Annotated in this window: 14 protein-coding genes and 1 pseudogene; 7 read left to right on the top strand and 8 right to left on the bottom strand. The window is 50.2% G+C overall.

Annotated features, from left to right (window positions below):
* Positions 1 to 380: 380 nt before the first annotated feature.
* The 3 genes from AAH187_RS13290 to AAH187_RS13280 all read right to left on the bottom strand — a co-directional run bounded on the left by AAH187_RS13290 (position 381) and on the right by AAH187_RS13280 (position 4817).
* Positions 381 to 752, bottom strand: a complete 372-nt coding sequence (locus AAH187_RS13290) for a MazG nucleotide pyrophosphohydrolase domain-containing protein (protein ID WP_342348945.1) — start codon at positions 750 to 752, stop codon at positions 381 to 383.
* Between the two features lie 57 nt (positions 753 to 809).
* Positions 810 to 2177, bottom strand: a complete 1368-nt coding sequence (locus AAH187_RS13285) for a glycerate kinase (RefSeq protein WP_342348944.1) — start codon at positions 2175 to 2177, stop codon at positions 810 to 812.
* 207 nt (positions 2178 to 2384) lie between these two features.
* Positions 2385 to 4817 (bottom strand): ATP-binding protein, encoded by a 2433-nt coding sequence (locus tag AAH187_RS13280; protein ID WP_342348943.1) that lies wholly within the window; start codon positions 4815 to 4817, stop codon positions 2385 to 2387.
* 199 nt (positions 4818 to 5016) lie between these two features.
* On the opposite strand from AAH187_RS13280, the gene AAH187_RS13275 reads away from it, so the two are divergent.
* Positions 5017 to 5793, top strand: coding sequence for a uracil-DNA glycosylase (locus AAH187_RS13275; protein WP_342348942.1), 777 nt, complete (start codon positions 5017 to 5019; stop codon positions 5791 to 5793).
* 33 nt (positions 5794 to 5826) lie between these two features.
* On the opposite strand, the gene fsa is transcribed toward AAH187_RS13275, so the two are convergent.
* On the bottom strand, positions 5827 to 6480 hold the full coding sequence (fsa, locus tag AAH187_RS13270) for a fructose-6-phosphate aldolase (protein WP_342348941.1): 654 nt from the start codon (positions 6478 to 6480) through the stop codon (positions 5827 to 5829).
* Positions 6481 to 6817: 337 nt separating this feature from the next.
* Between fsa and AAH187_RS13265 the strand changes: the two genes are divergently transcribed.
* The 4 genes from AAH187_RS13265 (at position 6818) to AAH187_RS13250 (ending at position 9275) form a co-directional block, all read left to right on the top strand.
* On the top strand, positions 6818 to 7129 hold the full coding sequence (locus AAH187_RS13265) for a hypothetical protein (RefSeq protein WP_342348940.1): 312 nt from the start codon (positions 6818 to 6820) through the stop codon (positions 7127 to 7129).
* 119 nt (positions 7130 to 7248) lie between these two features.
* Complete coding sequence (pgl, locus tag AAH187_RS13260) at positions 7249 to 8010, top strand: 6-phosphogluconolactonase (RefSeq protein ID WP_342348939.1); 762 nt, start codon at positions 7249 to 7251, stop codon at positions 8008 to 8010.
* A gap of 15 nt (positions 8011 to 8025) precedes the next feature.
* Complete coding sequence (locus AAH187_RS13255) at positions 8026 to 8421, top strand: hypothetical protein (RefSeq protein ID WP_342348938.1); 396 nt, start codon at positions 8026 to 8028, stop codon at positions 8419 to 8421.
* A gap of 98 nt (positions 8422 to 8519) precedes the next feature.
* Positions 8520 to 9275: a hypothetical protein gene (locus AAH187_RS13250; protein WP_342348937.1), complete on the top strand. Its 756-nt coding sequence runs from the start codon at positions 8520 to 8522 to the stop codon at positions 9273 to 9275.
* A gap of 39 nt (positions 9276 to 9314) precedes the next feature.
* Here the strand turns inward: AAH187_RS13250 and AAH187_RS13245 are convergent, their stop codons facing one another.
* From AAH187_RS13245 to AAH187_RS13235, 3 genes are all read right to left on the bottom strand, one after another.
* Positions 9315 to 9857: a hypothetical protein gene (locus AAH187_RS13245; RefSeq protein ID WP_342348936.1), complete on the bottom strand. Its 543-nt coding sequence runs from the start codon at positions 9855 to 9857 to the stop codon at positions 9315 to 9317.
* 229 nt (positions 9858 to 10086) lie between these two features.
* Positions 10087 to 11025: a stomatin-like protein gene (locus AAH187_RS13240; protein ID WP_342348935.1), complete on the bottom strand. Its 939-nt coding sequence runs from the start codon at positions 11023 to 11025 to the stop codon at positions 10087 to 10089.
* Positions 11015 to 11488 (bottom strand): NfeD family protein, encoded by a 474-nt coding sequence (locus tag AAH187_RS13235; protein WP_342348934.1) that lies wholly within the window; start codon positions 11486 to 11488, stop codon positions 11015 to 11017. Before AAH187_RS13235 ends, AAH187_RS13240 begins: the two co-directional genes overlap by 11 nt.
* A 312-nt stretch (positions 11489 to 11800) precedes the next feature.
* Here AAH187_RS13235 and AAH187_RS13230 point away from each other — a divergent pair, with 312 nt between their 5' ends.
* Positions 11801 to 12223 carry a low affinity iron permease family protein gene (locus AAH187_RS13230; RefSeq protein ID WP_342348933.1) on the top strand — a complete coding sequence of 141 codons (423 nt, stop codon included), beginning with the start codon at positions 11801 to 11803 and terminating at the stop codon, positions 12221 to 12223.
* Between the two features lie 65 nt (positions 12224 to 12288).
* Here the strand turns inward: AAH187_RS13230 and AAH187_RS13225 are convergent, their stop codons facing one another.
* A complete protein-coding gene (locus tag AAH187_RS13225) occupies positions 12289 to 13557 on the bottom strand; it encodes an amidohydrolase family protein (RefSeq protein ID WP_342348932.1) in 1269 nt (422 codons plus the stop codon).
* 389 nt (positions 13558 to 13946) lie between these two features.
* Between AAH187_RS13225 and AAH187_RS13220 the strand changes: the two are divergent.
* Positions 13947 to 14822: pseudogene (locus tag AAH187_RS13220) on the top strand (DUF5996 family protein).
* The last annotated feature ends 301 nt before the right edge of the window (positions 14823 to 15123 follow it).

Here is a 15123-nt window from a genome sequence, read left to right as displayed (position 1 = left end):
GAGTGGCTCCATTTTGGGACCTCTTCGAGAATTAATTGCCGTTTGCATCCTCCTAACCACTCGATCTCCTTGGCTTGAAATTCCGGGATGCAATCTTCTCCTGTGCATCTAAAGAAATAATAGGCATTGAAATTTGCACAGGTTAACCCCCAAAGATTAGATGGGAAAAATAGAAACCAAACAAGAAAAACTAATATGGACGACTTATGGTTCAAGTGAAGTAGGTCTTCCTTCATAGAAATAGCGTAGGATACCCCCTCAGCTTACTGAGAGAGCTTCCCTGCAAATCTGTAATTGCGACCAACCTTCATGAAGTGAGGATTGAAAATATTGAATGGTAGAAATTTGCAAGGAGCATGAAAATAAATGAAATTTAAAATTTAGGTTTGATCGTCAATGATGGGCGCAATATTTGCCGGAGAATAGGTTGGGGGTTTGACCCATTTGCCGTCTTCCCGTTTGTGGCCGCCGACTTTGCTCATGTTTGACCGATGGACTTCCTGGAAGACCGGTTCCATGTCAATGCCAAGGGATACGGCAGTGCCATAGACGACATACAGGAGATCCGCAAGTTCCTTGGCAATAGACGGCAAGTCTTTTTCCTGCATGGCTTCCTGGAGTTCGTCGAATTCTTCCTGGATGAGACGTTTCCGCAGGATTTGGGTTGGTTCATCGGGGAAGGAGGGAGAGGGAGAGACGTGAATCTCAAATTGCTTGTGGAATTCCTGGACCATGCGTTGCGCGTCGTTCAATGTTCTTGACCTCCTCTGGCTCCTTCATAGAAAGGAGCAGAAATAAAAGATGACCGATTAAATGGCGACTATCAGATAAATATCGTTCACGTTCGTGCCGGTTGGACCGGTCATGATGTGGCCGCGGATGTGGTTGAAGAAGGTATAGCTATCATGCTCTTGTAATGCCTGTTCAATTGAGAGGCCCTTCTTCTCGGCCCGCTGAACCGTCTTCCCATCGACTACGGCACCGGCCGCATCCGTGGGGCCATCGGTCCCGTCAGTTCCGAACCCTGCCACAAACACTTTACTGAGTCCAGCCAGTTCCTGGGCTGCGCCTAGGACGCATTCCTGTGCGCGCCCACCCTGACCTTTTCCCTTAACGGTGACTGTCGGTTCTCCCCCGGCGATGAAACAGGCAGGCCGGTGAACCGGGTTGCCGAATTCGACCAGGTCTCTGGCAAAACATCCCAGGATGCTGCCGATCTCCTTGGCTTCCCCTTGCAAGGGGTAAGGGAGAATGAAGGGTTTGAGCCCCAACAGCTTGGCATTTTTGGCGACGCCCTCTAGAGCCTGGCGATTGTTGGCAAGAATGATAGGCCGATTTCGTAACGACTGTCTTCTGGTAGGTTTTATGGGTGTTTGATTGAACCTGGTACGACCTTGTTGTAAGTGGCGTTGCACGGATTCAGGCACTTTGCGCCAAATCGAATACTGTTGAAGAATGTCATTGGCATCCTGGAAGGTGGAGGAATCTGTGACCGTCGGTCCGGATCCGATGGTGGATAGGTCATCTCCTAACACATCGGACATGATTAAGGTCAGAATGTTTGCGGGAGTGGCTTGGGCTAATTTCCCGCCTTTGATGGCAGACAAATGCTTTCGAACGATATTGATGTCATGAATCGTGGCTCCGGATCGTAAGAGCAACTGCGTGGTACGTCGTTTGGCAGCTAATGTGAGGCCCTTCGATGGCGCACAGAGCAAGCTTGAGGCCCCACCGGAAAGCAGAACAATCAACAAGTCACTTCGAGAAAGTGATTGAGTCAGTGCCAGGAGCTGTTTCGTAGCTTTTACTCCTCGTCCGTCCGGCATCGGATGTGCGGCTTCAAAAATGCGAACCTTGTCGCATGGTACGCCATATCCGTCGGGGACAAGGACGATTCCACCTTCCAGCTTATTCCCGAGCATCTGCTCCATCGCCATCGCCATCTGTGCCGAGGCTTTTCCAGCTCCAACGCAGATGATGCGATTGAAGTCAGTCAGATTATATTCTACATCTTGAATGTGAAGCCGGTTCTTCGTGAGATGGAGGGTATCTGCAATAGCTCGAGCAGGATCGCACGCTTCCAGCCCTGCACTAAGGAGGGATTTCAGAATTCGTTTTGTGTCCGGATTGGCATGTTGGACGATGACGCGTGTTCTTTTAAGGTGTGATAATCCCATGGCGGTGGTTGATCAAGACTTAATGGTGAAGGGTCGAATGTTATTTAAGAAAAAATAGACTGCAATGTACCATATTGGCAATAGAAAAGAGTCTGAGAAATGTCAGGTGATCTTTTGACACCCTTAGTCAATACAAGGGGTCCTCAAGATGAGATAGAGGAAGTTGGGTCTTTCACCGAGTGTATGAAGAAAGGGACTGTGACACAATTAATGAGATGAAGGGGAAAACGAGGACATCTGTCCTGGTGGGTCGGAAGGGGTCTGTCCGGTTGTGAGGGGAGATTGACGCCAGAGTCTTTGGTGAACCATGTTGCTCAGTTCGATTAGCGAATAGGGCTTGGAAATCACCCCGATGAATCCATGGGAGGCATAATTGGCCATGATCGGATCATTCGAATATCCGCTGGAGACGAGTGCCTTGACCTGTGGGTCAAGTTGGCGTAATCGGGCCAAGGTTCCCATGCCGCCAAGTTTTCCCGGCACCGTTAAGTCCAGGATCACCAAGAGAAAAGGCGTGTGAGAGTCCATGGCTTCTTGATATAGGGCAAGCGCTTCCTCTCCATCCTTTGCCATTCTCACCTCGTATCCACAATGCGATAACATTTCTCCTGCCATCATTCGAATAGACTCTTCATCATCCATGACTAAAATTTTTCCTTGTCCCTGACGAATGTCCAGGATCAAGGGTTTGGGTGATGGGGTGGCCATGGGAGATGCAGGAAAGTAGAGTGTGAAGGTGGTGCCTCCTCCGACCTGGGATTCCACGGCCACATGACCGGCATGTTTTTTCATAATGGCATAGGTCGAGGCCAAACCCAGACCCTGTCCCGCTGACTTTGTCGTAAAGTATGGTTCAAAGATTTTTGGCAAATGATCTTCGGCGATTCCGATCCCTTCGTCGGTAATGGTGACCTGCACATACGGGCCGGTAGAAAGAGGCAGAGGACTTCTGATGTCCGGATCGGATAGTTGGATATTTTCGGCGCGAATGGTAATGGATCCCCCATGAGGCATCGCATGGATGGCGTTCATAAGGAGATTTTGCAAAACCTGGTTGATTTGCCCAGGGTCGGCTTCAATGGTCCATAGGTTTGGATCTGCCCATGTTTGGCAAAGAAGAGATGATCCGGAAAGAGCCAGATCGGAAGATTCCTTGATCAACTCGTGTAAGGCTACGGTATGTTTAATGGGATCGCCGCCCTTCGAAAACGTGAGTAATTGGTGTGTCAGATGTTTGGCGTGAAGAGCCGCACGTTCAGCTCGTTCTAAGTAGGCCTGGGGTTGATTGGAAGAAGGCAGGATTTGTTTGGTCAGAGTAATGTTTCCCAGGATGGTCGTCAGGAAATTGTTGAAATCATGGGCGATGCCGCCGGCTAGATTTCCCACAGATTCCAATTTTTGGGAACGAAGCAATTGGGCTTCCAGGCGCTGCTTTTCCTCTTCATTTTTTTTGCGTTCCGTCACATCTCTTGTGACTCCCGTAATGCCTATGGGGAGATTGTGTTTATCGAGTAGGAGGCTGCCCCGCACCTCCGCCCATACTGAGGATCCATTGTGATGTTGATGCTCCAAGACTACCAAAAATGACTGATTGGGGTCATGAGTGTGGGATTGGTGATGGGCGCGTTCTTGTTTGATGGCTTCCCTCAGAGTGACCATGGAAGCGGGCATCAAAATAGTGTCCGGCAAAAGCGTGTCAAGGGCATGACCCGAATACCCCAACAAACGTTCCAGGGAGGGACTGATGTAGGAAAATTTCGATCCCTCCAGGTCCATGACCCATATAACATCGGAAATCTTTTCGACAACCATTCGATACCGGGCTTCGGATTTTTGCAAATCGGCAGTCCGAATCCCCACAAGCGACTCTAGATGGTCTTTGTGATGAAGGAGTTCCTTTTCGATTTCTATGCGGTTTTTTATTTCCTTGCTTAATGAACGATTGAGCGTTTCGGCTTGAGAGTGAGCCTGTTTCAATTGGTTGATTAATTCGAAATTCTCTTTTTCCAAGGTGAGAGTGTTTTTTATCATGCAAAAGTTTCGGTAGGCGGTGACTGTAATCACCGCGAGAAAGGTGAAACCCATTATCCCCACGGCTTGGTGGGGAGGGTCACCCTGCGCGAAAAATTGATAAATGAGTGGCAACGTTGTGGGAAGACTGTAGGCCAAAAAAGCAGGGAAATAGGCTGCATGGATGGCAGTCGAGCCTGCCGCCATTCCTCCCAGCACCAAGGCTAAAAACATTTGGTGGTTTGGGGAAGAAGGTGGGTACAGTGCAATACCGGCCATGCCCCATATCAGTCCGGAGGCACTATTGCCGGCCACAAACCATGTCATCCATCTGCTTGGGTGTACGAGTGGTTTTGATGCCCGACGATAGGCCAAGACCAAACCTGACCAGAGAATGTTAATTCCCACAATGCCGATTATCCATCCCGATACGACCGTTGAGGGAATGACAGACATGAGAATAAATGCGACCAGCCCGCCATTAATGATGGAGGCCAGAATGGCCATCGGAACTAAAGAAAATAGTTGATGAATTTGTTTGCGACGAAGTTCAATGATTTGGTGGAGGGGAGAAGAAGAGGAGGGTGTACCTGAGAGTCCAATGTGACTCGATTCCGGCAGAGTGAGCATGTACGCTATTCCAATATTTTAGGGGTTCCGACATAAACGATAACGTGGCATGAATGGCTCATACCGTCAACCTGACGAAGAAGGGATAGTCGGAACGGAATTAGTCCCACCTCTAGTTGATAGCCTGCCTCTCAAGAAGGACAATGTCAAGACGACTGGGATTGGCTGGATAAAGAAGGGAACATAGGGAACGCGGATATTGTCGGGGTGCTATTTGGTCAGGAAAGCCTGGATCGGGATTGCGGAGCTTGGACCGGTTGTGGCCAATTTATGCTACGATCCCCATAGGATGAGATCGTTCACGGTTCTCCAAAAGACCATTACGGACTGCACGACCTGCGAACGGTTGACGACCTATCGTCAGACTATTGCCAAGGAAAAGGTCAAACGGTTTCGGGATTGGGAATATTGGGGACGACCCATTTCCGGGTTCGGGGATCCCGAGGCTCAGGTCTTCGTGGTGGGCTTGGCCCCTGCGGCCCATGGAGGAAATCGCACGGGACGCGTGTTTACCGGTGATCGAAGCGGAGACTGGTTGTATGAAGCGTTGCATGCGTTCGGGTTTGCCAACCAGCCGGATTCGACCCATCGGGAGGATGGGCTTAGGCTCAACGATTGTTATGTCGCGGCGGTGGTTCGTTGTGCCCCCCCGGCCAATAAACCCACAAAAGCAGAATTCGCCGCCTGCCGTCCCTATTTGCAGGAAGAATTACGATTATTGCGGCGGGTCAAGGTTATCGTGGCGCTTGGGAAAATCGCCTTTGATGAATATTTGCGGACCTGTCAGGTTATGGGTTTGCCTGTACCATCTCCTCGACCGAAATTCAGCCATGGGGCCCAATATGCTTTATCTTGGGGAGTGACCTTGGTCGGGTCTTACCATCCAAGTCAGCAAAATACTTTTACGGGCACACTCACCCGCCCGATGTTTCACGGGATATTTAAAACCGTCTGCAAGGTGGTCGCACGGTCCTGAGATTCTCTGTTTTTTATGGCTCAAATGGTCCGATTAGGCCTTGGTGGAGGGTCTGGCTTCCCAATCCGAGAGAAATTTTTGTAAACCATTATCTGTCAACGGATGTTTGACGAGCTGTTGGAATACGGCATAGGGCATCGTGCAAATATGTCCGCCGATGAGAGCCGCTTCAACCACATGTTGGGGATGCCGAACGCTGGCGACGAGAACCTGTGTGGTGAAATTATAGTTTTCGTAGATCGTCAGGATTTGTCGAATAAGCTCCATGCCATTTGAACTGACATCGTCAAGCCGGCCAATAAATGGCGAGACGCACCAAGCCCCGGCTTTGGCGGCCAATAAGGCTTGAGTAGGAGAGAAGCACAGCGTGACGTTGACACGGATACCTTCGCTGGACAATTGCTTCGTGGCCTTGAGCCCTTCCGGGATGAGGGGACATTTCACCACGATATTCTTGTGAAGTTTCGCTAATTCTTTTCCTTCCTTCACCATGGCGGCGGCTTCAATGCTGACGACTTCTGCACTGATGGGCCCGTCCACAATTCCGCAAATTTCCAGGAGTAGATCCTTAAAATCACGTCCTTCCTTAGACACAAGCGAAGGGTTTGTGGTGATGCCATCTACCAGGCCATAACTGGCCGCTTCACGAATCTCCTTGACACTGCCGGTATCGAGATAGAGCTTCATATCGAGCCCCCTTTTTTTGTTTGTCCTCGGGTGTTGTCTGAGTTGTCTCGTGTCCTATTGTAATCCACGTCCCTGACTTGTACAAATTTCCTTATCCATTTTATGGAAGGAAAATTTATCTGAGAGCCTGTCTGATATAGCATTCCTTAGGTGGGAGTGCCAGACTCTAGTAGTGCAGGCACCTAATTTTACCCTACCATCCGGAGAGGGAAAAGATGGAGGCCTCCTCCATTATGATGAATACCATTGTTTGACTGGTAGAGGATCGAAGGCTAGAATTTTCACAGAGTAGACAGCGTGTTCGCGTTTTCAGCCATTGTTGGGGGAGGAGACGGGTGTGATCCACAAATATTTGCTGATAGGACTGTTGGGATTGTTGTGTGCCGGTTGTGGAGGGAATCCGTATTTGGACGCCTCCCTTGATCCCGCCAAATTTGAAGGAAAAGACAAGGCGTGGTTCGAAGAAAACTGGGGAAAGCCGAGCGGTAAATCCGCCAGATTCTTTGGAGGGGAAAGCTGGGTGTATTCACGTATTTCCGGTGGTGAGTCGCGATTTCCCAACTTTAATTTTTCCCCGAATCTCTGTCGCATTAATTTAGATTTTGATAAAGAAGGCAAGCTGGAAGATTATGATTATACGGATTGCTAAGGCCTCTTGTGCCCGTTCCATCTGCCAGGGTTGAGGAGAGCGTCGCGCTGAATTTTTCATTCCAAACGGATTTACTTTCTTGAGGCCGTCTGCTCGCCCTTTGCACGTAGGAGGCTGAATTGTCCCGGACGATTATCATTACCCCAACAATCGACGAGTTGTTTGTAGCTGCCGCCAAGGAAGTGGTGCAGGTTGTGTTGGACTGTCGGAACGCCGGTCGCGAATGTCGTGTGGCATTGGCAGGTGGGTCCACACCTCGAGGTTTGTACAAGCTCTTAACGGGTGACCCCTATCGGACTCAGATTTCTTGGGACCACCTTCGCGTTTTTTGGGGAGATGAGCGCACAGTCCCCCCGGATCACCAGGAGAGTAATTTCCGCATGGCTAAAGAGGCGTTATTATCTCATGTACCCATCCCTTCGAATCAGGTGTTTCGGATTGAAGGAGAAGTCCCGGCCGGCGAAGCCGCTGAACGGTATGAAACCGTCTTGCGGGAACAATTCGGCCTGTCATCGGGAGAGGTTCCACCGTTCGACCTGATCTTATTGGGCATGGGGCCTGATGGGCATACGGCGTCATTATTTCCTGGAACCTCGGCTGTGGCAGAGTCTCAAAAACTGGTAGCGGCTCCATGGGTCGAAAAATTACAGACACATCGAGTGACGTTGACTCCACCGGTACTCAATGCGGCAAAGCACGTGGTCTTTCTGGTCACTGGAGTGGATAAAGCAGCGGCGCTGCAGGTCGTGTTGGAGGGGCCGGCAGATCCTGCTCGCTATCCCGCGCAAGTTGTGAATCCTCCTGCAGGTTCCATGGTGTGGTTGATCAATCAGGATGCGGCTGGTCTCTTGAAGAGAGAAACGATGACGTCACGTTTGTGAAGAAGGAGAGGTAACATGAAAATGGTCAAGGCACCCGAGGCATTTATTCACGCCCTCCATAAAAAACCCATGACGTGTCCCACGCCGGATTGTTCAGGCTCCGTGGCTGTGGAAGAACGTTCTCGGTCCACTGATCGGGTGAAATCGTTTGGGTTGCGCTGTGAACAATGCGATTGGCACGACACGATAACGGGTGATGAACAAGTAGATCCGCCGTGGGATGAGGGTTCCCTGATGGAAATTACCGAGGAGCATCTTCTGCATTTGGAACCGGTGTGCCCGTATGATCAGGCACCCGTGGATTTTCATTCCCTGCCGAATCCACGTCGTCGGGCTCGCTATCGCATCACGTGTTTTTTCTGTGGGCGGCAGGAGGAATTGGATTGGCCGCCTGAAGAAGCCAAGCGATAATCATTGGATTAGACTGGTGTCTGGGATTTCCCCTCAGCGTCCACTTGTGTTATTCCCATGCCCTGTCATTCCTGTCGGACTCATCTTTTGTCGAACTCATGAAAAAAATAAAAAAAAAGAAATCAGCTTCTCAAGCCGTGCCGGCTTTTCTTGTTGGGTGGACTCATGGAGAGCCGCCTCCGCCAGGCTATATCGCTGCCTGGTTTGATGAAGCGTATGGCGGGCCACTGCGGATACGTTTTCTCGCCTCGACAGGCCATCATCATTTTGAGGCGGCACATACCAATTGGATGGCCGAAGTCAATATTGAGCCTTCCACTGAAATTTTGGAACAGTGGCAGGGACGCTTACAGTGGGAACAGACCCGTTTAGCGCTCCTGTTTCCTCCGAGCAATACAGCGACTGATCGTCGGGATGCCGTCCTGCATGTGGCGAGAATGGCGAGGGGAGTGACTCTACTCACCGAAGGCACAACCTATGATGTGGCGACCGGCACCTATCTCAATCCTTCGGATTGGCGGGATCGGGATTTGGAGCTCTTTCGAATTACCGATCACATTCAGGTGGAAAATCGTGAAAACGTGCAGCGGGCGCGCATGTGGTTTCATACCAGGGGCTTGACGAAATTTGGCCTGGATGAAATCGAGACCTTTCAACCCATGGGTTTATCGGGTCGAGAGGTGAAAGACACTGTAAGCAGGGTTGCGGGACATTTAATCGAGCAGGGGAAGAACCCAAAGGTTGGGGAACGAATCGTTCTTGATGAAGGTAGCCCTCAGGTGATGGTGGTGCGCCATCGGACCGATCCCGTATTTGGAGTCCCTCTCGCATTCCGAGAGTTTACCCTGGAGTAACAGAAAACTAAGCACACAGGAATCTGTCATCTAACGCGGTTACCGTGGTGGAGAAACGACGGTAATGCGAGTCCGTGCGCCTCGTCCAATCGCTTGATCGCAGGGGCTCAGCTCCGTATCAATGGCAATATTGGGAATGGAACCCGGCTTGCTCATGAGTTGCCGGGTGAGTGCCTCGCCCGAAGCCACAGGGTGTGGCAGGCGATAGAGATAGATCATGCCGATATCTTCCGCGTGAAACCAACTTGCGCCTAAGCTTCTTTTGTAAAATTCCAGAATTTTTTCAGGCGGATCAGGGGTGAGGAGTACGGCTGAAGGAATTGTTTGATAGGCCTGTCCATGAATTTGTGCATTGGCGCTGGGCATGGCACTGGCCAGGAGGGCATTTGGATATGGGGGAACCATGAAATATCGTGCCGGAGGCGTCCAGTTGTTGAGAAATGATTCCTGCATGGTGGTGAGCCGGCATTGGGGGTTTTTGCTCACTGCGGAAAAATCGGCCAGAGGGGCATAGGAGCCTGCATAAGCGAGGGTCGGTAACACGATCAGAGATACGAGACTAAGCCAATAGGACTTCTTCATGCCTTGACTCCTTGCATCGTTCGGGGTTGAGGTAATTGGCATGTTCAGCATACAAGGGGAGAATCATGGCGTAAGCATGATGTGCAGTCAACTGGGAGGGGACACATTAATTCAGTGGCTTGAGTGGTGGGTCAGAATGGAATTTCATGAACCCGGGAGATCTGCTATTCAGCAGCACAATAACGAACTGTCCCCTAAGGTGAGGCCGACCACTGGTGTCTGTTTTCAATTATGAAAGCTTTGGGGCAGCCGCTGGTTTTTGATTGATCACATTCATGGCCAGTGCAATCATTGAACCCACATCGGACACGGAGGCCGGGAGCACCAGGGTGTTGCTGGCTTTTGCCAATTCACCAAACTCTCCGATGTATTGTTCGGCTACTCGAAGTTGGACGGCCTCAAATCCGCCTGGATTTTGAATCGCTTCGGCGACCTTGCGAATACCTTCGGATGTGGCTGTCGCAATGGCGAGAATGGCTGAAGCTTGACCTTCCGCTTCGTTGATTTGTTGCTGACGCTTCGCTTCAGAAGCTTTAATGACCTGCTGTTTGTCCCCCTCCGCTTCGTTAATGGCCGCATCCCGTTGTCCTTCGGACGCCAGTACCACCGCGCGCTTTTCCCGTTCGGCCCGCATTTGTTTTTCCATGGCGCTGAGGACATCTTTGGGCGGGTTAATATTACGAATTTCGTACCGAAGGACTTTGGCGCCCCAGGGAGAGGAGGCTTTGTCTAATTCGTTCACGACGGAGATGTTGATTGTCGTCCGTTCCTCGAAGGTCTTATCCAGGTCGATTTTTCCGATTTCACTACGAAGCGTGGTTTGGGCCAGTTGAGAAATGGCGAACCGGTAATCGGTAATGCCATAGGAAGCGCGTTCAGCATCCAAGACTTTGATATACAAAACCCCGTCAACTCCGACCTGCACGTTATCTCTGGTTATGCAAATTTGTTCGGGGACGTCCACGGCCATTTCCTTTAAGGTATGTTTGTATCGAATGACATCCAAAAAAGGGATAAGAATGTGAAGTCCGGCGTTCAATGTTGCGGCATAGCGTCCTAATCGTTCAACGACATAGGCGCTCTGCTGTGGAACCACGACAGCCGTTTTTGCCAGAATAATAAACGCCAGCCCGGCTAAAACCAATGTGACCAGCAATTCACCCGACATGAGATTCCTCCTGTGTAATCGGGTCCGCCTGGATCCAAAGCGTCAACCCTTCCACTCGAATAACTTTGGCCTGCGATCCTTTTCCTAGGGTTGACGTTCCGGCATTGCGGGCGGTCCAACTTGTTCCGTGGAGTTCCACCTTCCCTATTCGTTGAGCCTCAAGATTTTCCAAAACAGTGGCAAACTCTCCAAGCATGGAATCTACTGGAACCTCATCCATTTCCCCTATGAAGCCTCTTCCCTGAAGGGGTTTCCTCATGGCAAAGAGAGAAAGGATGCCGAAGAGCACGAAACACAACCATTGCAGCCAGGCGGCTTCGGTCAGGCCTAACCAGGCCAGGGCACTCACCATCAAGGCCGCGACCCCGAAAAACAGAAAATAAAAATTGCCGAGGCCACCCAGCGTGAGGATTTCCAACCCGATTAAAACTAAACCCATTATTGACCAATGCCACCAAAGCATGGTTGGACAACTCCTTATGTTAAGGGAACGACAACATTTCCGGACAAAGGAGTCCGTTCGTTGTCGTTAGGTAATGTATCGGTCGTCCTACGATGAAAAATAAGACGTTCGTGATTTTTAAGATAGATGGGGAACCTGCAGCACTATTTATCTGAAATATTAACACATTTTTTGGGTAACGTCTCCTTCCTGGAGACGGAGAACCAGGCATTGGAAATGGCACAGCTCCAGAATAATACCGCATATGGGACCTGGACCTGTATCCCTAATCCTATGAATCAGCAACGAATTTATTAAAAGGAAGGGGCAATCATGATTCCCGTGAAATCTATATTCTTGTTCCCTCGCTTCGCTCAGCAAACATCTCGACTAACCGGCAGACCCCTGACTTTTGCCTTGACCACGGCAGTGATTGTGATTTGGGGGGTGTCGGAGCCTCTATTTCAATATAGTGATACCTGGCAGCTCGTCATTAACCCCGGCACGACCGTTGTCACCATCCTCATTGTCTTCCTCATCCAGAACACGCAGGACCGGGATTCCGCAGCAATACAGGTCAAACTGGATCAGTTGATTCGCGCTAATGACTCTGCCCACAATGCCCATCTGAATTTAGAAGAGCTGGAAGAAAGGGATCTCGACGGCATTCGGTCCAATTACACGAAATTAGCAGAGCAAGCTAGATTAGATTTGCGCAAAGGCAGGAAAGATACGCAAGCGACCGAGGTGGAATGAGGAAATGCCGGACGGGACATTTGAACAGCCATCTGAATAACTAACAAAAAATCGATTTATGATGGTCATGGTTTATGATCTTTCCCGTCGTCGGGAAGTTTGGGGTGTTGGGTAAAAACAGAAGGTGCAAATCTTGCCCCCGTTTTAGAGTGGCGCAGGGTCCGCTTAAGGACGAAGTCAAACAGCAATGGATTGTAGTCATAGATTTCATTGAGGGCCTCCCGTTCTTCAGAGTTGATATGACCGGAAGACACGAGCGATCGGGTTTGTATCACAATATTGATTGCGGGCAGGGGATAATCGCTCCCATTGATGAGTTTGGAGTGAATGGAGGATTTGGATAAGATCTTATCGAGGTTGTGATGTCGATTGTATTGCGTCAGGGCCGAAATGTCGGCAAACACCAACCCTGCATACTTGGGATCTTCAAGCATCTGAATGGCTAGATCGACATACGGCGTGCCGGGTAAACAGATAGCCGCTTCCTCTTTTTCGCATTCCCCCAGACTGGCCACATGCGCCATCACGACTTTCACGCCCATATCCAAGGGCTTTTTTAACAACAACGGGTTTCCAAACCGTTGGTATTCTTCGGCTTCCGTCGCGGCTTCCTCCCCCGTATGTGAGATCAGCACCATGTCGTACTCCTTCATGATGCGGTAATAAGGATCGAGCTTGTCCTGCATGGTGTCTGACGCCGGATGAATACCCATGGCATTGGGTAGCCATTTCACAAACCGAACTCCTTGCTGGGCATGGTGACGAAGGGCGGTTGTGGCATCCTCCCGGTAAGGATGAATGGAGATGATGGGGAAGAACATATCGGGATTCTTCCTGGCAAGGGTCATCACATACTCATTGGGCACATGAAACGTCGATAACTCCCGATCGGGACGCCCCTGCTCATCATGAAAGAAATCGAACGCCATAATGCCGAACTTTCCGCGTCCTGGCATCTGCTGAATGAGGTCTTTTAACCTCGTAAGGTATTGGACGTCCGCCTGTTGTTCATCGGTAATGTCAGCCGCGCTTTTATAGATTTCAAACTGAAAAAAATGAATCAATCCGCCCCAGGGGGATTGCCAGTCTTCGTTGACGAAGGTGCCATTGATGTCCTCGTTCATGCCCAACATATGAACGTGATAATCGCGGAGTGTTTCACCCTGAATGCCTTCGAACGCCTGGTCGATCAGCGAGCGGGCCCCGGCGCTGACCTCATTCTCTAAATCCTTGGGTTCATGATCGAAGTCGCCCCCAAAAAGATCGCAAGAAACACAGAAGGCACTCAGGACAAACAGCATTGCCCGGAGAAGATCTGTTGATGTCGTGCTCATGTGTCTGTGTGGAATCATGTGGGTGCTTTTTGTTCGTGGTGACGGGCTCATTCGGCCATGCGGTTTTCGGTATCTACCTGAAGTTCTTAGGAAATCCTAAATTACTCCAAACCCAACACACCTATTTCTATGTTGGCTTTACTGAAGAGAAAAGGAAGTGGGTGGATTTGACCTATGCCATTTTTGGGGAAGGAGGAATGGTAAATGTGCATTTCAATACAATCCTACAGGAAAAAATGTTTCGGTGAAGTATTTTTTTAGTTTTTTTGAATTCTGAAAGCCTGAACTCAAAAAATTTTATACCTAGACTAATTCTCATCATTAACCAAGAATTTTTCCTTGCCAGATGCAAAGATATCACTGTTTGACTGCAGTGATGCGGTGGGGAAATGAGGATTTATAATATTTCCCCGAAATCGGAAACATGGCCGTCCCTGCCTATGGAGGAGTGGAAGGATACTTATGCCACCTTACATATATGGACGCAGATCGTCGGCAAGGTTCGCCTCGCTCAGAGTCCCTGGATCAACCATTCCTGGCATGTCCCGCTCGATGGGACTGAGAGTGGACTCACCACCTCACCGATTCCCTATGGAGAGCGGACGTTCCAAATCGACTTCGACTTCATCGACCATCAATTGATTGTCCAGACGAGTGAGGGGCATAGCAGACGTATTACTCTCCAACCTCAGTCGGTCGCGACATTCTATTCTCGTCGTATGGCAGAGTTGGATAAGCTTGATTTGCACGTTGTTATCCACCGCATGCCGAATGAAATATCTGAGCCAATCCCCTTCGATGAGGATGAAACGCATCGAGCTTATGATGGAGCATATGTCAACCGGTTTTGGCGAATCCTGGTAGAGGCCGATCGAGTCTTTGAAACGTTCCGTGCAGGCTTCTTCGGTAAATGTAGCCCTGTGCATTTCTTCTGGGGTGCGCCGGATCTGGCTGTCACCCGGTTTTCCGGGCGACCGGCGCCGAAACATCCCGGCGGAATTCCAAATCTGCCGGACTGGGTTACCAGGGAAGCCTATTCGGAGGAAGTCAGCAGTTGCAGATTCTGGCCAGGCGGCGGTCCAATTCCTTACCCGGCTTTCTCTTCGTATGCGTGACCCGCTCCGCCTGACTGCTCAGCGGCGTCCGTAAGGCCGAAGGAGGCATTCCTCAGTAACGATCTGCATGAATTTCTTCTTCCCTACGATCGTGTCCGGGAGGCAGCATCGCCGGATGATACCCTTCTCGAATTTCTACAAACGACCTAGGAAGCAGCAGCCAATTTGGTCCACTGGGATCGCGCCTCTCTGAAACGAGGCCGTCACATAAAGAATGCCCTTTAACTCGGAGTTGTCTGTATTGGACGAGTCGGTGTCAATCTGGCCATTCAAGATGCGCTCGCCGCGGCCAATCGCTCGCTCTACTGTGAATGTGAATAAACAAATGGCCGGTTCGGCTTATATCCCCCTTCACTGACCCGCACCCGGATCTCGGTTAAGATTTTTTCGTATTATTTGAGGTGAGCGGACTAGTCTGTGGTCAGTATGGACTGAATGTCCTGGATGTGAT

Source organism: uncultured Nitrospira sp. (assembly GCA_902500695.1).
In the GTDB taxonomy this organism is placed as follows: Bacteria; Nitrospirota; Nitrospiria; order Nitrospirales; family UBA8639; genus Nitrospira_E.
Note: the sequence above shows the minus strand (reverse complement) of the source record. Positions and strands in the feature narration are given on the sequence as shown.